Annotated in this window: 27 protein-coding genes; 17 read left to right on the plus strand and 10 right to left on the minus strand. The window is 45.5% G+C overall.

Translation table 11 applies throughout. The annotated features are described in order from the left end of the window. Positions 1–83: 83 nt before the first annotated feature. The 5 genes from DRW07_RS02615 to queF are packed head-to-tail and all read right to left on the minus strand — an operon-like array spanning position 84 to position 5854. Positions 84–1688 (minus strand): HDOD domain-containing protein, encoded by a 1605-nt coding sequence (locus tag DRW07_RS02615; RefSeq protein ID WP_124026320.1) that lies wholly within the window; start codon positions 1686–1688, stop codon positions 84–86. An 8-nt stretch (positions 1689–1696) separates the two neighbouring features. Continuing rightward, the gene (locus DRW07_RS02620) at positions 1697–2083 is read right to left on the minus strand and encodes a DUF3192 domain-containing protein (RefSeq protein WP_124026321.1); all 387 of its coding nucleotides are present in this window, start codon (positions 2081–2083) and stop codon (positions 1697–1699) included. Between the two features lie 10 nt (positions 2084–2093). After that, entirely contained in the window at positions 2094–3449 is a 1356-nt protein-coding gene (ppnN, locus tag DRW07_RS02625; protein ID WP_124026322.1) for a nucleotide 5'-monophosphate nucleosidase PpnN, read from the minus strand. Positions 3450–3466: 17 nt separating this feature from the next. Next, positions 3467–5005, minus strand: a complete 1539-nt coding sequence (locus tag DRW07_RS02630; protein ID WP_124026323.1) for a GGDEF domain-containing protein — start codon at positions 5003–5005, stop codon at positions 3467–3469. Positions 5006–5014: 9 nt separating this feature from the next. Beyond that, the gene (gene queF / locus DRW07_RS02635) at positions 5015–5854 is read right to left on the minus strand and encodes an NADPH-dependent 7-cyano-7-deazaguanine reductase QueF (protein ID WP_377923147.1); all 840 of its coding nucleotides are present in this window, start codon (positions 5852–5854) and stop codon (positions 5015–5017) included. Positions 5855–5921: 67 nt separating this feature from the next. On the opposite strand from queF, the gene syd reads away from it, so the two are divergent. Beyond that, positions 5922–6461, plus strand: a complete 540-nt coding sequence (gene syd / locus DRW07_RS02640; protein ID WP_124026325.1) for a SecY-interacting protein — start codon at positions 5922–5924, stop codon at positions 6459–6461. On the opposite strand, the gene DRW07_RS02645 is transcribed toward syd, so the two are convergent. After that, positions 6420–6707: a hypothetical protein gene (locus tag DRW07_RS02645; protein WP_124026326.1), complete on the minus strand. Its 288-nt coding sequence runs from the start codon at positions 6705–6707 to the stop codon at positions 6420–6422. The two genes, syd and DRW07_RS02645, sit on opposite strands and share 42 nt — an antisense overlap. Positions 6708–6882: 175 nt before the next feature. On the opposite strand from DRW07_RS02645, the gene DRW07_RS02650 reads away from it, so the two are divergent. From DRW07_RS02650 to DRW07_RS02660, 3 genes are all read left to right on the plus strand, one after another. Continuing rightward, positions 6883–7242, plus strand: coding sequence for a DUF3192 domain-containing protein (locus tag DRW07_RS02650; protein ID WP_124026327.1), 360 nt, complete (start codon positions 6883–6885; stop codon positions 7240–7242). A gap of 96 nt (positions 7243–7338) precedes the next feature. Then, complete coding sequence (locus DRW07_RS02655; RefSeq protein WP_124026328.1) at positions 7339–7992, plus strand: GNAT family N-acetyltransferase; 654 nt, start codon at positions 7339–7341, stop codon at positions 7990–7992. A gap of 96 nt (positions 7993–8088) precedes the next feature. Then, a complete protein-coding gene (locus tag DRW07_RS02660) occupies positions 8089–9111 on the plus strand; it encodes a GGDEF domain-containing protein (protein WP_124026329.1) in 1023 nt (340 codons plus the stop codon). Positions 9112–9113: 2 nt separating this feature from the next. Here the strand turns inward: DRW07_RS02660 and DRW07_RS02665 are convergent, their stop codons facing one another. Together DRW07_RS02665 and DRW07_RS02670 are read right to left on the minus strand one after the other, a co-directional pair. Continuing rightward, positions 9114–10298, minus strand: a complete 1185-nt coding sequence (locus tag DRW07_RS02665) for an EAL domain-containing response regulator (protein ID WP_124026330.1) — start codon at positions 10296–10298, stop codon at positions 9114–9116. Next, positions 10298–11449, minus strand: coding sequence for a response regulator (locus DRW07_RS02670; protein ID WP_124026331.1), 1152 nt, complete (start codon positions 11447–11449; stop codon positions 10298–10300). The genes DRW07_RS02665 and DRW07_RS02670 overlap by 1 nt, the downstream gene beginning before the upstream one ends. Positions 11450–11687: 238 nt before the next feature. Between DRW07_RS02670 and DRW07_RS02675 the strand changes: the two genes are divergently transcribed. The 13 genes from DRW07_RS02675 to DRW07_RS02735 are packed head-to-tail and all read left to right on the plus strand — an operon-like array spanning position 11688 to position 23581. Further along, the gene (locus tag DRW07_RS02675; protein ID WP_124026332.1) at positions 11688–12050 is read left to right on the plus strand and encodes a response regulator; all 363 of its coding nucleotides are present in this window, start codon (positions 11688–11690) and stop codon (positions 12048–12050) included. A 13-nt stretch (positions 12051–12063) separates the two neighbouring features. Next, a complete protein-coding gene (locus tag DRW07_RS02680) occupies positions 12064–14085 on the plus strand; it encodes a chemotaxis protein CheA (protein ID WP_124026333.1) in 2022 nt (673 codons plus the stop codon). A 2-nt stretch (positions 14086–14087) separates the two neighbouring features. After that, positions 14088–14570 (plus strand): chemotaxis protein CheW, encoded by a 483-nt coding sequence (locus DRW07_RS02685; RefSeq protein ID WP_124026334.1) that lies wholly within the window; start codon positions 14088–14090, stop codon positions 14568–14570. 27 nt (positions 14571–14597) lie between these two features. Beyond that, positions 14598–17126, plus strand: coding sequence for a methyl-accepting chemotaxis protein (locus DRW07_RS02690; protein ID WP_124026335.1), 2529 nt, complete (start codon positions 14598–14600; stop codon positions 17124–17126). A gap of 3 nt (positions 17127–17129) precedes the next feature. Beyond that, a complete protein-coding gene (locus tag DRW07_RS02695) occupies positions 17130–17624 on the plus strand; it encodes a chemotaxis protein CheW (protein WP_124026336.1) in 495 nt (164 codons plus the stop codon). Positions 17625–17626: 2 nt separating this feature from the next. Continuing rightward, complete coding sequence (locus DRW07_RS02700; protein WP_124026337.1) at positions 17627–18379, plus strand: ParA family protein; 753 nt, start codon at positions 17627–17629, stop codon at positions 18377–18379. Further along, on the plus strand, positions 18379–18828 hold the full coding sequence (locus DRW07_RS02705) for an STAS domain-containing protein (protein ID WP_124026338.1): 450 nt from the start codon (positions 18379–18381) through the stop codon (positions 18826–18828). Before DRW07_RS02700 ends, DRW07_RS02705 begins: the two co-directional genes overlap by 1 nt. A 1-nt stretch (position 18829) precedes the next feature. Continuing rightward, positions 18830–19648 (plus strand): CheR family methyltransferase, encoded by an 819-nt coding sequence (locus DRW07_RS02710; protein ID WP_124026339.1) that lies wholly within the window; start codon positions 18830–18832, stop codon positions 19646–19648. Next, positions 19648–20259: a chemoreceptor glutamine deamidase CheD gene (cheD, locus tag DRW07_RS02715; protein WP_124026340.1), complete on the plus strand. Its 612-nt coding sequence runs from the start codon at positions 19648–19650 to the stop codon at positions 20257–20259. Before DRW07_RS02710 ends, cheD begins: the two co-directional genes overlap by 1 nt. Before the next feature lie 3 nt (positions 20260–20262). After that, positions 20263–21363 carry a protein-glutamate methylesterase/protein-glutamine glutaminase gene (locus DRW07_RS02720; protein ID WP_124026341.1) on the plus strand — a complete coding sequence of 367 codons (1101 nt, stop codon included), beginning with the start codon at positions 20263–20265 and terminating at the stop codon, positions 21361–21363. A 19-nt stretch (positions 21364–21382) separates the two neighbouring features. Further along, complete coding sequence (locus DRW07_RS02725) at positions 21383–21790, plus strand: BLUF domain-containing protein (protein WP_124026342.1); 408 nt, start codon at positions 21383–21385, stop codon at positions 21788–21790. A 3-nt stretch (positions 21791–21793) separates the two neighbouring features. Next, positions 21794–22471: a hypothetical protein gene (locus DRW07_RS02730; protein WP_124026343.1), complete on the plus strand. Its 678-nt coding sequence runs from the start codon at positions 21794–21796 to the stop codon at positions 22469–22471. A gap of 24 nt (positions 22472–22495) precedes the next feature. Further along, positions 22496–23581, plus strand: a complete 1086-nt coding sequence (locus DRW07_RS02735; protein WP_165870371.1) for a PAS domain-containing protein — start codon at positions 22496–22498, stop codon at positions 23579–23581. Positions 23582–23590: 9 nt separating this feature from the next. Here the strand turns inward: DRW07_RS02735 and DRW07_RS02740 are convergent, their stop codons facing one another. Then, positions 23591–25786 carry a hybrid sensor histidine kinase/response regulator gene (locus tag DRW07_RS02740; RefSeq protein WP_124026345.1) on the minus strand — a complete coding sequence of 732 codons (2196 nt, stop codon included), beginning with the start codon at positions 25784–25786 and terminating at the stop codon, positions 23591–23593. Positions 25787–25872: 86 nt separating this feature from the next. Then, on the minus strand, positions 25873–26472 hold the full coding sequence (locus DRW07_RS02745; protein ID WP_124026346.1) for a peptidoglycan DD-metalloendopeptidase family protein: 600 nt from the start codon (positions 26470–26472) through the stop codon (positions 25873–25875). Positions 26473–26495 lie beyond the last annotated feature (23 nt).

Here is a 26495-nt window from a genome sequence, read left to right on the forward strand (position 1 = left end):
CTTTATAGAGTGATTCGTTAAAAATGCGCTGAAGTTTAGCGTATTCGCGGGATTTCGCCTAGTGTAAACCGCAGATCTACGACTTAATGCTTAGATAATGGGCAGAATAAGTGCTCAGAACAATCAAATATCAGTGAATGTTTGTCAATCAACTGCATAGAAAGGGTCTGCATCGCCTTGGCTTCTTCTTGGTCGTCTGAAGCTTCTAGGGCGGTGCCTTGTTGGATTTGCACAGCCCACAGCAGTGTGAGCTGTAGCAGCGATGTTAACGGTGAGGACTTGGCGGTATCACCTCGGCAAAACTGAGAAACCTGCTTGGTAAGTCGCGGGGGAAGCGCCCAAGCTTTTGCCAGTGTTATGGCGGACTTTTCAAACGTGCCAGTGGGACAACCATTGATCAGAGCATCAATGGAAAAACCAAAATGCGGTGTTTTTGCGATGCGCCACTGAGTTTGGGTTTTTAACGAGGGGTAGGTAAATAAGGCACTGTTGGCTAGCAAGGTCACCAGTGCAGCGGTTTGTGGAATACTCACGCCACTGCGCACTGCCAGTTCAGAGCACACCATCATTTGCAAACTTACGAAGCGCATGAGGGGAGATTTGAGTGGATATTCACTCTGCCCAAAGCGGTTCAACAATGCATGGGTTATCAGCATGTCGCCCAGACGCTCTAGGCCATGCGTCATAATTCCTTGCTTTACGGATGTGACGGCTAATCCCATTCTGTTGCCCTGCGACGCCGTTTGTTTTACAAATTCGGTAAAGCTTGGCTCGTTTTCAACCGCTTTAGCCAGCTTGTCGATGTCTACCTGAGCATCCTTAAGCATCCTCAATACCCTGACCAAAGAGGGTGGCGGACGCGTGACTGAGAAGGCGTCCTGAAAAGGTGTTGCTAGGTCGCGACCATTTATAAGTTCATACCACAACGCTGGGTTAAGTAGTGGTTTGTCTACTTTAATGTCTTCTTTCGCTGTACGGAGTTCGCCTTGTGCGGCATCGAAAAAGTGCACGCCCTGCTGTGTCACCCCTAAGCAGGTGTAAGATTGGGCCTGATAAGTAAAAATTGTTGCCGGGGGGCAAAGGCTTGGGTATTCCAGAAGTGGCTGCAAATACTGATGTGTCCATGACGGACAATGTTGAAACAGGTAGCTTAGCTTGTCTTTCCAGCTCACCTTTTTTTTGTTTGCTGAGCTTAAGCAAATACTCCAGACCGAGAACCATTGCCAATACGTTAGGCGACAATGGGGGAGGTAGGTCCAAATTGAAGAAGAATCCAGCAAACGGGCAATCTTTAATGCGTCGCTGGCGATATCCAACTTAAGCTTGGCAGCAGACGTCAGTAATACCTGGGTCAGGTGTTTTTTGTCTTTCGCTTCAAGCGCAATATCCACCAGCATATTACCCATTACAAGCGACAACAGTGCGTGTTTGTTCAATCGATTTTGAAGTGCGATAACAATAAGCAATACCAGGCGAGCGAAGGGGGCCTGGTGTGGGAATGCGGCTGGTTTACTCTGGGCGATCATAGCAAGCCCAACGGGATGACTGGGAGCGCGTTTGACTGCTTCTATCAATCGCTCAGATAAGGCCTTTGCGGTCTCAAAGGTGCTCTTAATATCTAGCCTATGAGCTAACGTTGTGATCTGCTTTATATCTGATGAGAAACATGATGTTAGCTTGTCCTGCATGGGATTCGCTAGGATTTTACGATCTGATAACTTTCGTAAGCGCCTTCACCCCATGCCACCAATTTTTGGTTTTCAAATAAAAGTGGTGTGCATTCATCCTGTGTTGTCAGGCCATCTGCTTTAACGTGTTGAGTACGAAAAAACATCACCTGTATGGTGCTGTCATCATCGAGTATTTTGGCTTCAGTAATATCTGGCGACCCTAGCAAGGCGAGCACTTCATCACGGGTTGTACCCAATTTAAGCTTGGTAATTTGTACCCGGTTAAAGGCTTCTCTATCTTGCCAGTCCATATCCTCGGGTTTATCAGGTACAAAGGTCATTACCGCCATAACCATGAGTGCGTAGGCAGCAAATCCAATGACCAGTATTTTTACGATATTTGACTTTTGCATGATAGGTAAATCAACTTATTCTATAACAGGGAATATATTCACTTCCCGGAAGCTTCATTCTCTGCTGTGCAACAAACGAGGTCAATAGCTTATCCATGCGTTCCATCAGTTCAGGGTCGCCGTTCAACGCAAATGGCCCGTTTTGTTTGATAAGCGCAATGCCCTCCGCTTTAACATTGCCCGCTACAATACCTGAAAACGCACGTCGCAGCGCAGCTGCGCGCTTGCCGATAGGCTGATCCGAATGCAACGGCAATTCAGCCATACTTTGATGCGTGGGCACGAAAGGCTGTTGAAACTCATGTGCAATTTTAAGTGACCAGTTAAAACTAAATGAATCACCAGACTGCCGTCGGTATTGTTCAACTTCGTTAAGTGATGTTGCCAGGTATCGTGCAACGGCTTCTGGATCATTAACGATTATCTTGTATTTAGACTGCGCCTCCGGTCCAAGGGTTTTGCCGACAAACTCATCCAGTGCCTCAAAATACGCCTCGCTGCCCGCAGGACCGGTTAGCACTACCGGGTAGGGGTGCTCGGCATTTCGCTCATCCAGCAGTATGCCCAACAGGTATAACAGTTCTTCTGCTGTACCAACGCCCCCAGGGAAAATAATAATACCGTGCCCAAACCTGACAAACGCCTCCAAACGTTTCTCAATGTCAGGCATGATAATTAACTCGTTAACAATGGCATTAGGGGGCTCAGCCGCAATAATACTCGGCTCTGAGATACCAATGTAACGCCCCTCCTTAATACGCTGCTTAGCATGTCCGATAGTGGCCCCTTTCATTGGGCCTTTCATCGCACCGGGTCCGCAGCCTGTGCAGATATTCATGTCTCTGAGACCAAGGTGGTAGCCCACATGTTTGGTATATTTGTACTCAAACTGGTTGATTGAATGGCCACCCCAACACACAATGGTATTGAGGCGCTCATTGCCATCTATCGCATCGGCATGCCGTAACATGTCAAATACCATATCAGTAATCTGGGCACTTTCAGTAGGACAGGATTCATTGGCAAAGGCGTACTTATTGCCCATGAAAAGCAAGTCTCGCATGACTGAAAATAAATGCTCATGTACCCCTTTTATTAATTTGCCATCGACAAAAGCCACTTCAGGCGGATTGATCAGCTCCATCTTTACGCCGCGCTCACGCCTGAGCAATGTAATATCAAAGTCTTTATAGGGCGAAAAAAGCGCCTCTGCATTGTCTTCGTCAACACCGCTGTTGAGTACTGCCAAGCAGCAATTGCGAAACATTTTGTAAACAGGGCTTCTTGCCGAGTCCTGTAGCAGTGCCACTTCGAGTTGTGACAATTGGCTCATCCAGCCTACGGGGTTCAATTGTACTTTAGTCATAATATTGATTGTGTATGTTATTCACTTAACACTACACAGTTTCTTCCTTGGTTTTTGGCTTTGTACAGCGCCGCATCAGCGCGCTCGAAAGCCTGTTGTGCCGTTTCGTCTTCAGCAAAGCAGCACGCGCCAAACGATGCAGTTATTTTTACTGGGGTTTGCTTAAATTTGAAGGGCAGTTCACTCAGTGAAAGACGAATTTTTTCCAGCCTGTCAAACAAACCGTCTTTTGCCTGATTGTGCATTAAAATGACAAATTCTTCGCCACCCCAGCGAGCGACAAACTCATTGGGCTGCAGGCATTTTTTAAAGTGATTGGCGATGACCTGTAGGGTTCTGTCACCGGCGGCATGGCCATACTGGTCGTTGATACTTTTAAAGCGGTCAACATCAACAATGGCCAGACATAATGGCTGCTCAGTAGTTTGAGCCTGTTGTATCGCTTTGAGCACTTTTTCATTGTAGGCCAGCCGATTGGGTACCTTGGTGAGAGGATCAGTGTAAATAGTGGCTCGCTGTTCAAATAAACGCTTTTTATAAGACTCGGTTTTTCGCTGCAAACTGTGTAATTGGTTTTGCATGTCATTGAGCAGGTCCATCAGGACCTGCTGGTCCTTCTCGCCCGATGTTTGCTGGTTATCAATCGCCTCACGCATTTTTGAAATTTGCTTATGGGCTTTTTCTTTTAGGGCTTCAACATCGTTGCCATCATCAATGTCATTGTCCAAATCACCAAGCATATCCTGAAGGTCTGCTTGCTGCTGTGCTTGTTTGTCGAAATTTTTCTGTGACAGCGACTTGGTTTCATCAACCTGCGTGTTGACTTTAGTAATGGTGTTAGTGAAGTTTTGCACCAGCTTGCCACTGGTAGAGGCGTCCATCATGGTTTCACTAATGATAAACCGGATGACTATTAAGCAGGTTTCCAATAGCTGCTTGTCATCGATGCCTTTTTCCAATGCGCTTTTTATTGACTGCAGGGTGGTATCCTGTGGCTTCTTACGCGAGTAAACATCGATAAGCTGTTGCAACTCTGTGGTTATCTCGGCGCGTATTTCTTCAGGGAGTTCGTCAAATGTCTGCCCCTCTTGCAGGCTTTCGGATGCGTAATTGTTGTAGGCCTCATTATTAGCGCCGTCAGATTTGTCAATGGCCACTTGGGCCAAAGAAATCGCATTGAAAAGATGTTCAAACAGTAAACCCAAAGACGCTGTTGGCAGCGATAAGGTACCTAGTTGCTTAGCCGCCAACTGGCGGATAGTGGTAGACGCACCATCAAGTTGCTGTATTGCTTTGAGCTGCTTTTTAAGCTCTGATATTGCTGACGTTATGCGCTTTGGAATGTGCTGGCCGCCGTCCATGAGGAGCGCGTTAACTTTGCCAATGCTGATCTCAGCGAGGGTAAAGTTTGGGGTACCTGCCAGATGTCCTTTTAGTATTTTCAACTCATTATCGATAGCGGGGTGTGCACCCTCGTAAAAAGCCGACAGGCGCATGATGAGTTGAGCCAGCTGGTCGGCGTATTTAGTTAACGCCTGTTGCTTTTTTTTGTCCATTCATCGCTCTCATTGACGAGGTAATCGGATATCTTCATACGCTTGCTCGAAATTAGACCGAAATGGATTGATGTCCAATCCGCCTCGTCGAGTATAGCGCGCATACACAGACAGCTTGTCTGGTTTACATGTATTGAGTATGTCACAAAATATGCGTTCTACACACTGTTCGTGGAACTCATTGTGTTGTCGAAATGAAATAAAATATTTCAGCAGGCTAGCATGGTCGATTTTTCTACCGCTGTAGCGCACCTGAATACTGGCCCAGTCTGGTTGATTTGTGATCAAACAGTTGGATTTCAACAAATTACTGTTTACCGTCTCTTCGACAACATCGTCGAGCGTAATAAGCAAGTTCGCATCTGGCTGATAAGTTGATACTGTGATGTCTTGCTCATCAATACAGGTTCCATCGAGCGCCCCCAATGGCTGACCGGCAATTTCATTCATGGACAGCAGCATAACGCTAACACTTTCCCCAGCACAGGCGGACAGATCGCTTTTGAGTGTCGCTTTGACGTCATCCCAAGTCGCGAAATGGCTCTGATTAAAACTATTCAAGTACAATTTAAATGACTTGGATTCCACTAAATTGAGTGAGGTATGCGGGATAATACAGCGCAATATTGCCACCTGAGGCTTACCTTTTGTATTAAGCCAGGACAACTCATATCCATTCCAAATATCGACGCCTTTGAAAGGCAGTGATGTTCCAAGTGCTAGCGTATCTCTGCCTACACTTCTTGGGACGGCTTGTAGCAGCGCATTAGAATACTGTTCTTCATAGGTAACTGACTGGCCTAAGGTGAGATCCTTAGGTAAATCCTGATGATTTTTAATTTCTTTCAAGGACATCGGGTTATAATTGAAATCATTAGCGTATTTGATATGTACACTTATTGTAGGAGTAAATTGCGTGGACGTACACCAAGCATTGGCAGAGTTTGTTGAAAAGTTTTGTACTCAAGTGGATGAAAGCAAACGCCAAATCCAATTCGACAGTGATTGGCCATCCCCCTGTATTTTGGAAGAACACGCTGAAGATGGTCAATTGGTTACATGGAAACCTGTCCTGCAGGATGCGGGGCAGTCATTCGACAACCTGGAGTCCGCACTGGAATTAACCATTCACCCCGATATAAAAGCGTTTTACACGCTATTCTGGAGCGACCCTCTTTCTGCCAAAGCCGAACAGGGAAACTGCGAATTACTGCAGGCATGGAACCAAGAAGATTTTCACAGACTTCAGGAAAACCTTATTGGCCATGTGTTAATGAAACGCCGATTGAAACAAGCTGTTACTTTTTTTATCGGTTTAACCGATGAAGAGGACTTTATACTTAGCGTTGACAACGACACGGGACAAGTTTGTTTGGAGCAGGTTGGGTGTGAACCCACTCGTGTACTGGCACCCTCAATCAGCGCGTTTCTCCAGGGTCTCGACCCTAAGCAGTAAAGCACGCACCTGAGATTCCAGTTCATCCACACGATTTTCGAGAGAAGACGGTGCTGCTTGAGGAGGCGCTGCGTCTTCTTTAACCGCGGTGGGTTTAATACCATCCTTGAATTGCTGCACTGCCTTAATGGCGCTTTGTAAGCTCACTTTCCCGGTCGTGCGGGCACGCACTAACCCAACCGACGGCGTGATGCCTTTGGCATCGAGTTCGTAGCACAGGGCAAGAAGTTGGTTGCTGTCTGACATAAAGTAATTGCCTTAATAATTTGGTTAATTTAACCAAAAAAGTGGTCAATTGCACAGCTTTTGAATGGTTATAAACGCCAATAAAATTTAAATAGTTAAGTTAAACAACTACATAGCTAGTTGGCCTGGTATTTGTAACTGTTTGGCAAACGATAAAACAGGAAATGGAAGAAAAATGAAAAAACACCTTGTTCTTATTGCTGCACTGAGTGCGCCTTTATTGCTTTCTGGTTGTGTCATTTCTGTGGGGGATGGCGATTCTGGTAGCTATTATGGATCTGACTGGCAAAAACGCGAGCAGAACAACCGTACCCATATTTCAAATTTAGAAACAGGTATGCGCTATCAGGACGTGACCCGTAAAATGGGCGTGGCTGATTTTAATGAAATGGTGCAAAAAAACGGTGTTAACCGACGCGTGCTTTACTACCGCACGCAACGTCTCTCCGATGATGGGGTAACCAGCAAAGACGAATGCACTCCCTTAGTGTTCGAAAATGATGTACTGGTGGGCTGGGGTAACTCGGCACTTTAAATTATCCTGGTATGTAACAAAGTTGTTAACAATAAGGCCTGCTTGTTGTAGGGTTAATGAGAACGAACATAACTCTACTCACAATCAGGCCTGCTCATGTTAACAGACACGTCAGTTACTTTTGATTTAAGCAATGTTAAAGCTGCATACCTCACCGCTGAAGAGCTGCGCGTAGCCGCCTCTATCCTCTACAATGCTTATCATGACGACCCACTTTTCTGTGATATTTTCAGGTCGGAGGATGAGGGATACGAGGATAGGCTCAGAAGTGCGATTAAAGAAGAATTGCACACTTTTTATAATGCAAAACAGCCAGTGATTGGGCTTCATTTAAACGAACGCCTGCTTGCTGTTGCGTGTCTCATTGCTCCTGATGCCGCGTTTGGGTCAGGCCGCTACTGGCATTGGCGCTTAAGAATGTTGCTAACGGCTGGTATGTTTGGAACCAAACAAATGTTGGAGAAGGAGCAGCGCATTCGTCAGTCTATTCCTGCAGACCGTTTTCACATGCTCTCCTTTATCGGTGTGTATCCCGAATATCAGCACCTTGGCTTGGGCCATGTATTAATGGGTGCGATAGACAGCGTACTTTTGGAAAGCCCAGATAGCGAGGGAGTGGGTGTTTACGTGACAGTGCCTAAGTGCAAAGCTTTCTTCGAAGATGGGGCATATGAATTGGTAGATCACTGCACCGTTGGCTCTATTACTGGCGAGGTGATGTTTAAGCCTCGCAGCAAAATAAGTCACTGACTTGCTAAATCCAAAACCCATCACTACATTCATAGAAAGGCGCAACACAGGGCATAAGTAAGCCATCTAACTTTTATAATGCAGAAGAGAAAGTGAATGCGACTGAAATCCAGTTCTGATTTAGTGGGGCATATAGCGGGCTTTACCTCACTAAGAGATGTTGACCTGCTTGAAATGAGCTTACTCAAGACAGTTTTCACCACCCTTAGGCCCCTCAATGTTAGCCTGATATCCCTAGACACTAACAACATCATTCTCAAGCGGATTGACTATTCCAGCGAACAAGTTGGGCACGTCAGTATCAGGATAAAAGCCGATGACCTGTTGCTAAGAGCCTCAGAGCAGCTAGACAGAAGTACCAAAGAATATTGTACGCTCAATGAGGGTGACAGAGCCATCACAGTGTACTTGCTATCTCAGAATAGGCGAGTATCGCATTACATTTGTATTGAAGCTAAAGGCAATATTGTAACCCAGTCTGATTCTTACCAAATTATTGGCATGTTGCGCGTTTTCCAGAACTTCAGGGCACTACTTACAGAAGCGCAAACTGATGAATTGACTGGGTTACCGAACAGAAAAGCATTCAATAATGTGACCGAAAAAATTGGAGAAGCTGTAGTTGCATCACCAGAGGTTATTGAGTGTGATAAACGCAAAAGCAGTGATGAGCCGCCACAATTTTGGCTTGCGCTAGCCGATTTAGACAATTTTAAGGTGATTAATGACAGTTTTGGTCATTTGATGGGCGACGAAGTGTTAGTCAGAACGGCACAAACTATCCAGGGCTCTATTCGTGAAGACGATATGGTATTTCGCTATGGCGGCGAAGAGTTTGCCATACTGGTAAGCGCGAAAGAAAAAGAGCAGGTTATTCAGGTGCTTGAAAGAGTGAGACAGAATGTAGAAGGATTAGACTTTCAGCGTTTGGGCAAAATTACCATCAGTATCGGCTTTACCGAGATGAAAGATGATGTGTTTGCACTTACTCTGGTTGAAACTGCAGATAAAGCCCTCTATCAGAGTAAATCTAATGGGAAAAACCAGATTACCTATCAGCCCACTCTTTCTCAGCAGGCTTATCATGAGGATATCGAGGATGATGCAGAGCTATTCTAGCGTTATGTGTTTTTACTCTTGTTACAATACATTCGTAATTCATCGATAGGCATGGGTTTTGAATAGTAGAAACCCTGTATACACGTGCAGCCTAGGTCCAAGAGTTGATTAACCTGTTCAATGGTCTCAGCACCTTCCGCAACCACTCTGAAATTAAGTCGGTCGGCTAAGTCTATAGTAGAACGAATAATTGCTACTGACGCTTCTCGGGTTGCCATAGAAGCCACAAAAGAGCGATCAATTTTAAGCTCATTGAATGGCAACTCATTGAGTTCTTGAATGGTGCTATAGCCAGTACCAAAATCGTCTAGTGACAGCGATATGCCACGAATACGCAATTTAGTAAGGGTACTTTTTACCTCAGAATTGATATCCAGTGCTGACAACTCGGTCACTTCAAGGCAAAGTTTGCTGGGAGGGATAGCGTGTTCAGACAAGTAATTCAGTAACCAAGCTAAGAAGTCGGCCTTAATTGAGTTAGCATCAAGGTTAAAAGAAAAAATCACGTCGTCATTGAGGTGGAGTGTGCCGAGCTCAGCCAAGCCAATTTGAATAACCTGCTCGGTAAACGCTTCCATAACATCCAGCTCTATTACGCGTGGTAGAAAATCAAACGGGCCATATAGGCCTTTTACCGGGTGCGCCAAGCGAGCCAGGCACTCAATACCGGTCAATTCACCGCTCTGTGGTTGAATTTGGGGCTGATAATACACAGTAAACCAGTTGTTTTTGAGCGCGTCATAAATATCCTGATCGCTTAAGGCTGCGCTTACCGCCGGAATAGTATTTGTGCTTTTTTCGCCTACTGCCGCGTCCAGTTTGCTAATAGCATGCACAAAATCGTAATAAGTGAAGGGCTTTTTCAATTCTCCGTTACATATAAGGTTTTTGTCTAGAAGCAGGTCTCTTGTCGCGTTTAAGATGTTTTGCTCCATCCCAGAACACAAAATTATAGGCGTTTGAACATTGTGTTTGGCCAGCATACTGATCACGTCCAGCCCATCGTGTTCTTCCAGCTGTAAATCAAGCAGGATTATGTCAGCATGGTGAAGTCTCTCGATATCGAGTGTGTGCGGGCCAGAGAATGCCTCAAAGGCAACATCGGTCGCTTCAGCAAATTCGCGGATCGTCGAGATAATGCTTTCATCATCTTCGATGGCAATAATTGAAAATACGGGATTTGCCACTAAAACAACTCCGCATCATCGTCCATGAAATCATCATCATCGTCTTCTTCTGTTAGATCCTCACTTTCTAGTCGCTCGGCGGTTTCTTTAAGCAGGTCGACAATGTGAGCAAACTTATCACTCGTTGTGTCTACGGAAAGCTTATTTTCTATAAGATCTAGAAAAAACTTTTCTTGCACTTCTGTCATTTCCAGCTCGTGAAAGCTAATACCGATGGTGGCGGCAATCTGCTCAAGGTTGTCTTTGCGCTCTTGCTCCATTAGCTGAATAGATTGGCTAATAATGTCAATGGTTTCATTGAGTTGCTCTCTAGACGAAATCATAGCCTGTACATTTAACAACGCATCGAAGCGACTCCCTAAAGCAGGTACCAACTTGGCCAATAAATCGATGGCTGCGTCGTAAGAAGAGGTGCCCTCGGTAGGCATGTTTTTGACTAGCAACGAGGCATTACTTTCATTAAATATAGTTCGTTTGCCAAAGTTGTAAATTCGTCCTTTATCGTGCAGTAACTGAAAAACCTTCTTTTCATTTGCACTACAAGTTCGTGTATCTACATCGAAGTTATAAGTGTGCTTGTCTGAGCGAAATTCCACTGCACAGTGGTAACCTTGAGCAAGCAGTCCATAGGCCACTTTTTCCATTAAACTGTCGACGGTTTTACAGGTGTTTAATCGAGCGAGCAAATCTAGACCACTTCCGTAGGCCGCCGCTTGTTTCATTGCGGTATCAGCGAGGCTCCTTCGACGGTTATCTTCTCCCCGAAGTGCTTTGACCTGAGTAATATCCCTAGACAGGCGCATTAGCCGCTCGTGAAAAGCGACAACGTTGAATGGCTTACCTATGTAGTCTGTAGCGCCATAAGAAAAGGCCTTGTGAATGGTTTCATCACTCATATCCCCAGATAACATAACAATACTGGGGCGATTGTTTGGTGGTAAGGTTTGTACAAATTCACAAATTTCGATACCACTTCCCTGCTTCAAATGCACATCCACAATTATTATGTGGTAATTATTCTCCTTCAGATATTCTATTGCCCCCTGAGTATCGGGTGTTTTTGTGAGTTCAAAATCATCCTCTAACATCAGTTCCAATACTGACAGTAGGTCCTCGTCATCTTCCGCAATCAGCAGTTTGAATTTATTCACTCACCGTACCCCAACTACGCACATTCCATGGATAAGAATCACTTAATTTATTTACAGCATTGATCTCTGTTTCGTTAACGATAGTCCATGAATGTAAATTGCGGCAAATTTTAATGCTAAGTATCTAAAAAAAATAAATTTAACAGTTTTCTTTTATATCTAAATTTTAGTGCTATACCTATGTTAAGTAGCTAAAAAAAGCGCACTAAAAAACAAAATAGAAAGGAAACGCAGCACAATGGCTAAAATTCTGACAGTTGATGATTCAGGTTCGATGAGAGCCATGGTGTCCCACACATTGAGTGAAATGGGACACGATGTAGAAGAGGCCGAAAACGGCCAACTCGGTCTTGAAGCAGCTTTATCAACCCAGTTTGATTTGATTATATCTGACGTCAACATGCCTGTTATGGATGGGATCACCTTTGTGACCAATATCAGAAAGGAAGCAAACTACCGTTTTACCCCCATCTTAATGCTGACCACTGAGTCTGGACAAGATAAAAAGGGAGCGGGCAAACAGGCGGGTGCAACTGGTTGGATAGTTAAACCGTTTAACCCTCAAAAACTCGTGTCATTAGTGAATAAAGTACTGAAATAAGCGGGTTCCCCCTATGTCTGATCCAATGGAGAGGTTTAAGCAAGTCTTCTTTGATGAAAGCGCAGAAGCGCTAACTGCCATTGAGCAGCATTTGCTAAAACTCGACTTGTCGGATGTGACGCCCGACGTTATTGACGATATTTTCCGTTCTGCCCATTCTTTAAAAGGGGGCAGCGCGACATTTGGAATGAGTCGTCTGGCAGAGTTTACGCATTTTATGGAAACGCTGCTGGATATGATTCGGGCCGGTCAGCGCAGCTTTTCACAACAGGTTGTCGATTGTCTTTTTGAATGCCTTGATTGTCTGCGCAATCTGGTGAATCACTATCAGTTTGAAGAAGAAGTGAACACAGGGCTTATCGAAGCCGTTGAGGCAAAACTACAGGCGCTGATTGATGATAAAGAGCCTGGCACTACAACAGATACCACCGAGTCGTCCCAAACTGGCATTGCAATGGGCAAAGAGTGGAAGATTGGATTTGCACCTGAGCCAGAGTTACTTTTGTCAGGCAATGAACCTCTTCGGTATATTGAAGAGCTGGCTGAGATGGGAAAGATTTCGGTTCAATGCGACACGCATTCAGTGCCGAGCCTAGCAGAGCTTAACCCGATTCACCTTAAACTGAGTTGGACCATCACATTAAGTAGTGCACAAATTATCAGTGTTGAAGAGCTTAAAGATGTCTTTTTATGGGTAGAGGATGAGGCAGAACTCAGTTACACCTGCTTGGATCAGGAAGCACTCTCTATACCAGATAAAACCGACATTCCTGCGACGGCCTCCGAGCCTCAGAATACGGAACAGACACAAGCGAAGTCTGCAGCGAAACCTTCTGTTAAAAAAGCAGCGGAAGCCAAGAAAAGTAACCAGTCTATTCGTGTTGAGATGAGCAAAATTGACAGCTTAATTAATTTGCTCGGTGAGCTGGTTATTACACAGTCTATGCTGAGCACTTTTAATAATGTCGAGCAATTTCCTGGGCTGGCCAGACTGCAGGAAGGGCTAGGACAACTAGAAAGACACACGCGCGATCTCCAGGATGGCGTAATGCAAATTCGAATGTTGCCCATTGATTTTTGTTTTAGTCGTTTTCCAAGAATGGTACGTGACCTTTGCTTGCAACTTGGTAAAGAAATTGATGTTGTCATTGAAGGTGAAAATACGGAAGTCGACAAAACTGTTATTGAAGAGCTAACAGACCCGCTTGTTCACCTCGTTCGAAACAGTATCGATCATGGTATTGAGATGCCTGACGAGCGTGAAGCTAAAGGTAAACCGCGCAAGGGTGTATTAAAGCTAGTGGCTTATCACAGGGTTGGCAATATTGTGATTGAAATCAGTGATGATGGAAAAGGGTTAGCCGTTGAAAAGATCAAGAATAAAGCTATTGAGCGAGGGCTCATTGACGAACAGGCAAAATTGCCCGACCAGACCATCAAGGAACTCATATTTTCAGCTGGTTTTTCAACAGCAGAGTCAGTAACGGATTTGTCTGGACGAGGTGTCGGTATGGATGTTGTAAAACGCAATATCCAGTCTTTGGGTGGTCAAATAGAACTGCGATCTGAGGAAAATGTCGGAACGACATTTAGCATAAAGCTGCCTCTCACTCTGTCTATTTTGGATGGTCAGTTGGTAAAAGTCATGGGAGAAACTTATGTGATCCCTATGTTGGCAATCATTGAGTCGATTAAGGTCAGTCGCGATGACATCAACAAGATAGGCCAACACGACATTTCGTTTAAGTGGCGATCTCAGTTTATTCCTCTGCTCAATGTTGCTGAAACGTTTGCGCTGCCAAGTAATGGAGAGTCTATAGATGATTCCATGTTGGTCGTGGTTGTAGAGCATGACAGTCATCAGTTTGGCCTTATTGTGGATGAGCTGGCCAATCATCAGCAGGTGGTTGTGAAGTCACTAGAAGCCAATTACATCAAAATAGACGAACTTTCAGGCGCGACCATATTAGGCGACGGTTCAGTTGCACTGATTCTGGATGTCGGTGCGTTGGTTAATAGATTGAAGGTGCATTAGTTATGTCTGAGTCAGAAGAATTAGACGAACTCAAAGAGGAAGAAGCGACCTCAGAATGGTTGAGCTTTGCACTTGGAGAGAGTAGCTATGCTGTTGATATTCTTCGTGTAAAAGAAATCAGAACGTGGGAAAAAATGGCGCGAATTCCCAACTCTCAGCCGTTTATTTTGGGGTTGATTAATTTAAGGGGGGCCATCGTACCCATTATTGACCTCAGGCTTCGCTTCGGTCTTGAACAGCGGGAAAGAGACCGCGAAACGGTAGTGTTGGTCATGACTGTAATGACTGAAGACGGTGAAAAAACCATGGGCATCATGGTGGATAACATTTGTGACGCGGTGAAATTAACGGAAGACGATATCAAGAGCGCCGAGAAGTTTGATTTAGCCATCGCAGAAAGGTTCGTGCACGGTATTACGGATATTCGTGGCGCCATGGCGGTGTTGCTTAATATCGATTCTGTGTTAGACACAATTGATTTTTAACGGGTATAGGAAAACGGGGTAACAACAATGAATGATAGCCAAAAGAACTTTATTCCTATCGCCATTGCACTGGCAGTAATTGGCGTGCTGGTCTCGGTATGGCAATTAAATGCCACACCCTGGATATTCGCGGTTTTGGCGGCTCAGCTTGTCACAGCAGCGGTGGCAGTTTCACTCCTTAAAAAAGGTGAGAGCGCGAGCGCAGTGCTAGTAGATGAAGCTAGGCAAAGTGCAGCGGCGCATGAGAGCAAGTCCCAGCAGTGGGGCAAAGCCATGCAGCGACTGACGACCAATATCATGATGGCTGATTCAGACCTGAACATCACGTTTGTCAATGACACCCTGCAAGCCATGTTAAGCGAAAACGAACAAAAAATTCGCACTGAATTACCCCAGTTTAATGCCCGTAATCTGGTCGGTGTAAACATTGATGTATTCCATAAAAATCCAAGTCACCAAAGGCAACTTTTGGCTCGTTTAACGTCGAGTTTTGAAACGACCATATCCGTCGGTGGTCTGACATTTGGTCTGACAGTCTCACCGGTATTGGGCGCTGACAATACCCCCGAAGCGTACACCGTGGAATGGCATGATCTGACCATGAAACTGGCCCAGGAAAGGCAGTTGAAAGACAATGCCCGCCTGCAAGTCGCATTGGATAATGTGAATACCAATGTAATGATGGCGGATACCGATTACAACATCATTTACATGAACAAGAGTCTGACCAAAATGATGTCAGACAACCTCAGCACGTTCCAGTTGTTGCGAAGCGACTTTGATCCCACTGCGTTAATTGGCGTCAATATCGACACTTTCCACAAAAAACCTGCGCATCAACGTGCCATCTTAGACGGACTGACTAGCACCTATAAAACAGAAATTGGTTTAGGGGAAATGTTTTTCGAGTTAACGGCCACGCCAGTTGTGGATGATAAAGGGGAACGTTTAGGTACGTCGCTCGAGTGGTCAGACATTACAGAATTAAAACGTCAGGAAGAGATCGCTGCGGCCAATGCGCGCGTGAAGTCGGCGTTGGATGGCGTCACAACCAATGTCATGGTGTCTGACGCTGAGTTGAATATTGTGTATATGAACCACTCAGTGCAGGCCATGCTTTCGGAGGCTGAATCAGACTTGCGCAAAGAACTACCGTCGTTTGATGCCAAAAACCTGATTGGTCAGAACATAGACCAGTTCCACAAAAATCCACAGCATCAAAGAAGCATGCTGAGCAAACTTGAATCAACGTACCGCACGCGTATAGAAGTGGGCAGACGCAAGTTCAATTTGATCGCATCGCCTGTGTTTGCCGGCAATCATGAACGCATCGGTTTTGTGGTGGAGTGGGCCGATGTTACTTCACAGGTAGAAACCGAGCAGGAAGTCGAAAAACTCGTGACCAGTGTGGCAAACGGTAACTTGGGTGCGTTGGTGAGCACAGACAACAAAGAAGGCTTCTTCCTGAATATTGCCAACGGACTAAACCAGCTTTCTCAAACTGTTAGTGCTTTTGTTAGAGACGTTAATACAGCGCTTCAGCAAGTGTCTGAAGGTGACATGCGCGTGCAAATTACCGATGACTATCAAGGCATGTTTGGTGAAGTGAAAAATGCCCTGAACGACACCACGCGCAGACTTAACAGCGTGATTGGTTCGATTAAAACTAGCGCTGGTTCTATTCGTTCTGCCAATCATGAGTTGTCTTTGGGTAATGATCAGCTATCTGAACGTACCGAAAAGCAGTCGTCTAATTTGGAAGAAACCGCAGCAAGTTTGGAAGAGCTCACGGGTAACGTAAGAAGTACTGCAGACAATGCATCAACTGCTAACAAAGCGGCTGAGCAGGCTCGAGACAAAGCGAATCAGGGCGAACATATTGTGTCTAGTGCAGTGAAATCAATGGAAGAAATCACCGAGAGTTCAAACAAAATTAGCGCCATTATTGGCGTGATTGATGAGATTGCATTCCAAACTAACTTGCTCGCGTTGAATGCCTCGGTAGAAGCGGCTAGGGCGGGTGAGCACGGTCGTGGATTTGCTGTTGTGGCCAATGAAGTTCGCAACTTGGCACAGCGATCGGCTACGTCAGCGAAGGAAATTAAGGAACTCATTGATGACAGTTCAAGCAGGGTTAAGACCGGCAGTGAATTGGTCAGCAACTGTGGCGAGTCTCTTAAAGAAATATTGGCCAATATTGACCAGTTGTCGTCGCTGATATCGGACATAGATAACGCGACCAATGAACAAGCGAGCGGTATTGCACAAGTTAATCAGGCAGTTGCCGAACTCGACGATATCACGCAGCAAAATGCCGCATTGGCAGAAGAAGCCTCCTCCGCGAGCCAGTCTTCGGTGGAACAGGTTGATGAAATGGTAGATCGCGTGTCTTTCTTTAAAGTGGACGATGGTGCCGAGCTTGATATACCGCGCTCAGCCCCTTCTACAGCACAAACAACCATGGCCAAACCGGTTGCCAGAACACGTCCGGCGGCAGAACCTAAACGCGTCACTTCCATGCCGCAAACGAATGACGAAGAGTGGACTGAGTTTTAGCCGATGACCGCCACCATTGACCAAATGCTAGAGTTATTGAACCTCGATGTGGGGGGAGATTTCTTTGCCATCAATATCACACAAGTACAGGAAGTCAGGGTACTTGATGCTATCAGGAAGATGCCTGATCTCCCTGACGGTTGGCTTGGTGTCATCGATTTTCGGCAGAGTATCGTGCCGATCATTGACTTGAGGGATGTGTTGAGCGGCACTGCGACCGAACTTAAACCGAAAACCATTATCGTGGTGGTGCAAGTATGCACGGCCGATGATGCTAAGACCATTGGCCTGGTCGTTGATGCGGTTTCTGAGGTGATCAGCGTCGATCCTGAATCGGTCAGGCCACCACCCAAAATTCAGCAAAGTGCTAAAAAAGCGGTACAAGGGCTGTTTAAGCATGATGAACACATAGTCGTTATTTTGGATTTGGCCGTTTTAATAGAGTTGAATGATTTTGATGGTCTAAGAGCTCAGTTGGCGGATGCAGACGATGTGTAGTTATGACAAGGATCATTAGCTGCGTAAATCAAAAGGGTGGTGTGGGGAAAACGACATTGTGCGCGAATCTGGCACATGCCCTAGCGTCGCTCGGAAAGCGGGTGCTGGTTATTGATGCGGATCCGCAGGGGCATCTCAGTCAGCACTTGGGTGTGGTGGATGATCCAGAGCTTGGCTTGTTTAGTGTTTTGCAAGAAGAACACACACTGCTACAGGCGAGCGTAAAGGTGACAGACAGTATTGCGCTTATCCCGCCAGGTAGGCAACTGGTGAGGTTGGAGTCTGTTCATATGAAGCCGGGGCGGGGCTTGTTGTTGCGAAAGGCAATGCAGCAAGCAGCATTGGAGGAGTTTGATTTTGTTCTGTTGGACTGCCCACCTTCAAATGGCTTTTTGGTGGTTAATGCGATTGCTGCCAGTAAGGAACTACTAATTCCGGTGACACCCGATTATTTAGGCCTGAGTGGTTTGTCGAAAATGGCCAAGCAAATCAAACGATATGAACAGGTAATGGGCGATTTTACTGAGCTTTGGATTGTTATTAGCCGCTTTCAACGACGAGCTGTCAATCGCGAAGCTGAGCAAAAAATTCGGTTTTATTTCGGTGACAAGGTGACACCACAAGTTATCTTTGAACGAGCGGCAACAGCTGAAAGCCCAGGACATGGTATGTCAGTGCTTCAGTACGCACCAAACAGCAAAAGCAGCGACGAATTTGTTGCACTGGCTGAGCAAATTTCGCAGAGGGGGGAGTAATGGGAAACACCCACGATCAAGATGCTAACAAATTGGGCCATGATCCACTTGAATGGCTTGGCGAAGAAGAGGCCGACACTGAAACAAAACCTAGCGTCTCTTTAGAGGCCTCACCACAATCCAGTGAGCCGGTATTAAAACCTGAATCTGATGCACCTATTTCAGAGCCCGAAATCCTCGAGGGGCCGCTCACTGTGGCGCAGGTTGAAGAAGTACATGCAACATTGACAACCCTTATCGACGGTTTACCAGAGGGGGGAAACTGGACACTGGATTTGTCTGGTGTCACCCAGCTGGATTCCAGTGGCTATCAACTGCTAGTGAGTGCTTTTAATAGCTGTAAGCTCAAGCAAATTGCTGTTTCTGTCACGGGGTTGTCTGAGTCGATTTCAGAGCTACTTACTATGCTGGGCGATTCCACACTTAAGGCAATGGCAGACAAGGGCTGAGATGAGTACGCAACGAGAGTTTGAATTTACATTTGCCCATTTTGATGCGTTAAGAAAGCAGGCTCATAACTATTCTGGGATTAATTTTACCGATGACAAACTTGAGATGTTTTATGCCCGTCTTGCCAAACGGCTTAGAAAGCTAGGGATAACGTCGTTTTCGGAATATGTTAAGCGCGTTAAACAAGACCAAGCGGAATTCTCTGAGTTCGTAAACGCTGTAACTACTAATATTACTGCCTTTGAGCGAGAGCCGCATCATTTTGCTCATCTGAAAGAGCAGATGAAAACGTTTAAAAAATCTACTGTCAACATTTGGTCAGCGGGCTGCAGTACGGGTCAGGAGCCATACACTATTCTGGTCAATATATTACCTTTTTGCCGACAAAAACGGATCGAGGTAAAGGTATTGGCATCGGACCTCGATACTGATGTGCTGTCTAAGGCTCAAGCCGGCATTTATAAAGTGAAAGATGTTGAGATGTATGGGCAAGCCGTCAAAAAGCAGTTTTTTCGCAAAGGCATCGGACCCAAAGAAGGGTTTTGTATGGTTAAGCCCGTTTTATCTGAGTGCATCGAGTTTAGGCAACTTAACCTGTTTTACCCCTGGAAACTGGATAGGAAGTTTGACTTCATTTTTTGCCGAAATGTATTGATTTACTTTGAACAGAAGAAAAAGCTGGAAATCATTGATCGCTTTGCCAGCAATCTTGTTCCTAATGGCATCTTATTTTTGGGGCACTCAGAGTTGATCCCACGTGACGACCCGCGCTGGAAAAATATTGGCACCAATATGTATCAGTTAACGGGGGCGGGATAATGAGCGTACAACCTTGTCAACCCGGTTTTGAGCACATTAACCGCTACTTCGACCGGCAGGTGGGCATGAATACCGCCAAAATACTGCCAGGTGAGTTTTATATTTCACAGCAGAAAGAAATCATCACAACTGTGTTAGGGTCCTGCATATCAGTATGTGCCTATGATTTACAGCAGCAAGTGGGGGGGATGAACCACTTTTTATTGCCAATGAGTCGGTCTGAAAAGCTTGACTTAGGGAGTGAAGCATTTCGCTATGGCGATGTCGCCATGGAACAAATGATCAATGCCTTACTGAAATTGGGTGCTGAGCGGCGCCGTTTGCAGTTTAAGGCGTTCGGTGGCGGCCAGATTATTAAAACCATGACACCTATTGGTGAGAGCAATATTAGCTTTCTAAAGAAATTCATGGCCCTTGAGGGGTTTAAAATAGAGGCGTCTGACATGGGAGGGCCTTACCCCAGAAAAGTACGGTTTGATCCGCTGACCGGTCAAGTTTGGGTAAAGCGTCTGGCTCATTTGCACAATGACACTATCAGTAAACGTGAGGCTGATTATCAGAAGAACTTAAATGAGCATGATCAGTCTGGCGAAATTGACTTATTTGAATAAATTATGAATGCAATCAAAGTACTTATTGTTGATGATTCCCGCTTAATACAAACCGTGCTCAACGAGATACTGGGCAGTGATGGCCGCTTTGTTGTTGTGGGGATAGCAGAAAACCCTCACGAGGCCCGTCAGCTTATCAAGGAAACCGATCCGGATGTACTGACTCTGGATGTTGAGATGCCAAAAATGAACGGCATTGCTTTTTTAAAAAATCTTATGCGATTGCGCCCTATGCCCGTAGTGATGATTTCGACCTTAACCGCTAAGGGTGCGGGTGTAACGCTAGAGGCGATCGAGTTAGGCGCCGTTGATTTTGTTGAGAAGCCCTCTGATTTGAGCCAGTCGATCGACCACTATCGGCATGAAATCTGTGAAAAGGTATTTGCGGCATCAAAGGTCTCTCGACTAAAGTTATTAGAAACGCAGCAGCGTATAAGAGGAGAAGGGCAGTCGTCTGTTACGCGCTCCGTGACACAATCTGCCCCAGCACAGGCATCTCTAGCTATACAACGGGGCGTGGCCGCACATCGAATTTGCGCTATTGGCGGCTCGACTGGCGGCTTAGAGGCATTGTCTAATATGCTTCGTCAGGTGCAGTTTAATGGCAGAGAATGCATTGTTGTTTGTTTACATCTGCCCGCAGGGTTTACTGCCTCTTATTCAAGGCGTTTGGACAGCTTGTTACCCATTGACGTGAAAGAGGCTGAACACGGTGACAAACTGGAGCAAGGGTGCGTTTATATTGCGCCAGGTGGGCTACACATGGAAGTTGTGAAGCGGGCAGGCGCTTTTTGCATAAGAATTAACGACGATGAGCCCGTGAACAGACATAAACCGAGTGTCGATGTACTATTTGACTCTGTTGCTGACTGTGTTGGCGCAAGTGCCATTGGGTTTATCCTTACCGGAATGGGACGAGATGGAGCATTAGGCTTAAAGCGAATGCACGAAGCGGGATGCATGACTTATGCACAGGATGAAGCCACCGCTGTTGTATGGGGAATGCCTGGGGCTGCAGCAGAAATAGGTGCCGTTATCCCAGAAAACATTGCACCTTTAACCAAGCTCAGTGCGTATTTAACTGACTACTATCAGAAAAAGTAGCTGGGCAGGAGACACTATCATGGCAGGCAGTATTCACCGACTAATCTACTTAAGCGATGTTAATCGTGAGCTGTTCGACTCTAATGCGTTAAGCGGTATTCTGAAGACGGCCAGAGAAAAAAATCAGCAGCTAGGTATCTCTGGCATGTTAATTTGTGATTATCATCATTTTTTACAGGTGCTAGAAGGCGATAAAGACCATGTCAGCGGTATCTATGATGTTATCGCCCATGACCCGCGGCATACAGGGGTGAAGTTAATTGAAGCGGTCGATACCGACACGCGGTTATTTGGCGAATGGGCAATGGGTTTTTCTCGGGTCATTGAATCATCCTCAGGTAAGCTGGCTGAACTGAACGCTCAGGAGGCAATCGATCTTCTAAAGCAGTACGCAAGAAACCGTGACAGTGGCACGGCAGTTAGCTGACTAATGGATAATAAGGTTTTTGGCAAACATCTGCATACTATTGCCAATCGTGCCATGCCATTGACGGGAAAGCTTACCCTTATGCGGATGGGAAAGGTACCTTGCAGCACTGAACAGCTCACGTTACTGGAAGAAAAGTGTCATCACCTACATCAGGCAATTGACATTGCGCGTCAGGAACTGGAAGCCGCTCAGGTATTCGGTAGTGACGTTTCATTATTATGTGTTTTACGGATTGAATTAAAACCCTCCCCTGAAATGTCAATCGAAGGGTTGTTGGTAGATTTGCAAACACACTTAAACCTTAGTGAGTGGTCATCAGGTGCTAGCGTAGTTGCGCTTCACTATGAGGGCGCTATTGTGCTTTACGTCCAGGGTGATCCGGCAAAGGTCAGCACAGTGCTGGCCAAAACGCTTTTGTTTTCACATACCAGGGCAGTTGAGCGACTCATTAACGAGACACACCGTCAGCAGGCGGATACGCTCTGGGAGGGCGGGCACTTTTTTGATTTGTCCTCTTGTGGCAAGGAAACACACTTAAGGGCATACACAGAGGAATTATTTTCAAGGGAAGTGAACCCTACGGATGTCCCACTCTTATTAAACCGTATAAACAAAGAACTGGAAGCGTTAGAGGAAGGACCAGGTGCTCCCTCTGTTTCAGCGTTAAACAATGAGTAAATACTCTTACGCGAGAGCATGTCTATGAAAGACACACTGTTTCAGGGGCCGAACCTCGGTAGTTTGTTTGAAATTGTGTTGGAGCGTAGCTTCGAAGCGATTTTGATCACAGATGCAGAGCCTGAAAACCATAAGATATTGTATGCCAACGACAAATTTTGTCAGATGACAGGCTACACCAGAGAGGAATTGTACGGTAAAAACCCGAGAATTCTGCAAGGAAAACGCACCAGCCGTCGGGTTATTGAACGGCTCAAAGCCGCGTTAGCATCTGCATCACCTTTTATTGGCGCAACCTTTAACTATAACAAGCTGGGGGAGGTGTATCCCGTACAGTGGAATGTTTACCCTGTGCTGGACGAGCACCAACAACCTCAATATTTTGTCTCAATTCAGCAGGATTTAAGTGAACTCAGAAACAGCTTGGCTAGGTTAAAGTCATCCAGTGCAAGCTTTCGTCATTTCCTGTCAGAACTCAAGTCTCAAGGGCAAAGTGACTCGGAACAATACCGGGTGGCACATCAAGGGCTGGTTGAAAACAGCAAGGTATTGTCACGGTATGTAAATCGTACTGTTACTGAAAAAAAGGAGACGGAAGAGTTCTTTGATTTCGACAGTAATATTCAAAAAGCCTCAGAACATAAGCCGGCTAAACGCGCTATAAGTGCGGAGCATTACATAGCGTCTATTGGCGAAGACAACCCCAGTATCAATGAATTAGTGGGCTTGGCACACAGTCTTGCCAGTGTCATTGAGTTGGAATCCTTAACCGATATTAGTATGTCACGACGTAAGGAATTAATCAGTGATATCCAGGAAATCGCTAATGCATTGTTTTTCCTCGAAGAGTTTATGGATGTATCGGTGGCATTGAGCGAACTCGCCGTAGCCATGTATCACAATGTTGAAAAAGAGTACGACATTATTATATCTGAAGCGATTAAAGGCTTAGTGATTGACCTTGATACCTGGATAAGTGAAGTATTTGTGGCGCGTAGTGCAGACAATGTGCATATGCTGGATGACAGTATTGTTGGCAGTTGCGGGCAGATTTTAGTTTTTTGCAGAATTGATGACAATGAAGAAGAGGACGATGATGAACTGTGGTAAAGCGCCATATTAGCTCAATACTTTATTGATACAAGCATTGAGCTCGGCGAGTCTATATGGCTTTTTAATAATGTCGATGACACCCATAGACAAGAGCTCTGATTCTGAATTTTCAGCCATAAAACCAGACGCTACAATCGCTTTTACTGACGAGTCAATGGCTTTCAAGGCTAGGTATGTTTGCTTACCGTCTAATTTTGGCATAATCATATCCAGGATCACCAAGTCGACGACATTGTGTTTAAATAGCTCAATAGCGTCTTCCCCGTCTTTTGCCAACAAAGCTTCATGACCTAGTGAATCTAAAAACTCTGCACATAACTCCCTGATCATAGCTTCATCATCAACCAGGAGTATCTTTCGTTTTCTATCGGGCTGAGCGTCTTGGCAAGGCGTAGTCTGTTCAGTAGGTACAGTGCTATCATAGACGGGTAAATCGATATCAAACCGCGTACCCTCACCGACGGTACTGGTAACCTTAATGTTACCGCCCATATTTTCTATCGTGCCATACGCTGATGCCAGCCCAAGTCCTGTGCCTTTTCCTACAGCTTTGGTCGTAAAAAATGGCGTAAAGATTTTGTTCAGATCTTCTTTTTTAATGCCGCAGCCGGTATCAGAAAATATCACATGAAGGCCTTTGCCTGTAGCCGTAGGAATAGTTTCTGTTTGAATGAAAATAGTACCGCCCTTTGGCATCGCATCCCTCGCGTTCAGCCCTAAATTTAACAGTGCATTTTGCAAGAGCGCATAATCTCCCTTAACAATATGCAAACTGGCATTCAGACGTAAATCAATGGAAATGCGCTTGTCGATAGAGTGGCTGATGATATCAATGGTATCGCTTATTAGTTTGTGCAAATCAAGTGGCTTGAATTCTGTTTTGTCTTGCCTCGAAAATGCCAATAATTGTCGTGTTAGGTTACTGGCGTTTTCTGCACAAGCAATAATTTTTCCAACGTAGGTTTTAGAGCTATCCAGATCGTTTGAGGCACTGATGAGTTCAGCGAAGCCCATAATACTGGAAAGCTGATTGTTAAAGTCATGGGCCACTCCGCCTGCAAGTTGACCTAATGCTTCCATTTTTTGTGCTTCTTTTAACTTGTTTTGCAGTTCAATTCTGTCTGTAATGTCGGTGTGTGAACCGAGTAACCTGACCGGTTTACCTTCTTCATTTAAAAAGCTGGTTGCATGGGACATTATCCAGCGATAGTCGCCGTTTTTATGTTGCATGCGAAAAACGGCCTCGTAGGTTCGCTGGCCGTCATCGGTCACATTGGCTATTTTTTGTAATGTTTCCTCAAGGTCCTCGGGGTGCACGCGGCGCTCCCATTCCGCATAGCTGTCGTTTATCTCATGGGCTTCATAACCCAGTTGTCGTTTGTATTCATCAGAAAAACGGGCTTCATTGGTCACTAAATTCCAGTCCCACAAGGCGATACCACCTGCGACAATGGACTCATTTAAGCGTAATGCGGTTTCTTCTAACGCTAGCTTAGCCTCCTTGAGTGTAGAGACGTCCTGAAAGGTGCCCACTAAACGTGTGACTCTGCCTGCGTCATCCAATATGGGCTCACAGCGAGCTACCGCAAATCGCCGGTCATCGCCCTTGCTATTGAGTTCGAGCTCGAGTTCATAGGGGGTACCGCGCTCAGCCGCATTGGCCACTGCCGGTTGCAGGAGCTGCCACGATGAGGGGGTAAATAGTTTGTGATGTGTTTCGTAGGGCGGGGCATGCTCTGATACGGGTAATCCAAAAATCCTGAAAAGTTCAGGCGACCACCATACTTGCTCACTGAGTAAATCGTAATACCAGGTTGCGGTTTTGTTGATTGATTGGCTGATGTTCAATGACTCTATGGCAGCCTCGCGCCGGGTAACATCAGTCACTAAAACTATGATTTCAAATTGCGTTCTATTAACGAAGAGCTCTACAGCTACTGGTTGCTTATTCTTTTTATAAGCCGTAAATACACGCTTGGTTGTGCTGTTGGGTGATTGAAGCCAAAAAGAATTATCACTGGTGACGCTGTTTTGTTCGAGTTCAGGTATAAACGCAGAAATGGGTTTACCGATTAAGTCATGGGGCGCATAAAGAAAAACCTCTGACAAATAATCGTTGATCAGCCTAATGTGGCCCGTTATGTCGACAACCAATATTGGACTTGGAACAAGGTTTATGGAAGCTGAATCTGTGTGTTCCATGGGCGCTATTTATCGGGACTGTACTAAAAGCGTAGATGAATATTCACATGTTTTCTAAAACAAATCCGCTAAAAGATTGTTTTGAATCAATAGAGCTTGCCTAATACTTTTTGCGGATCAGGGTAAAGGCGTAATGCGGCCTCTAAATCAGCCTTGTTTACCACTCCGGGCATGTCACAGCGAGATGGACATTCGTAGCAGAGTTGTAGATGAAGATGTGCAGGCCAGCCACCATTTTCTTCAGGTGGCCCCATCCAGGCAAACTGCTCACCCTTAGCTACTATTTTTCCCGGAGGATTGTTGTGGTACGAGGCCTTACTTAAATGTCCAAACAATGCATATAGGGGCGTGTTGTTGAGCTCGTATTTAAGCACTAGGGTATAGCCGTAATCCAGTGCTTCACCGTTATAAGCGCGCTGATACACGACGCCGTCATAAAAATTGTGTATTTCAGTGTGTTGTGGGGCAAAGATATCAATGCCAATGTGATAGTCACGCTCGCCCGCAAAAAGCGGTGAGCTGTAAATATCTGGCCTATGTTCATTATATTTTCCCACGCCATAAGTAAAATTAGGGGGCATATCCATGGCACCAGAAGTAAGGTCAAACACATGATACTGGGGCGGAAGCTTAACCACTTCTGCAAAACTAAACGCCTCAAAATCAATGTCGGATTGACGACTCATACCTGAACATACCCCTCTTTTAA

Origin of the sequence: Paralteromonas sediminis, assembly GCF_003820355.1 — a bacterium.
GTDB classification, from domain to species: Bacteria; Pseudomonadota; Gammaproteobacteria; order Enterobacterales; family Alteromonadaceae; genus Alteromonas_F; species Alteromonas_F sediminis.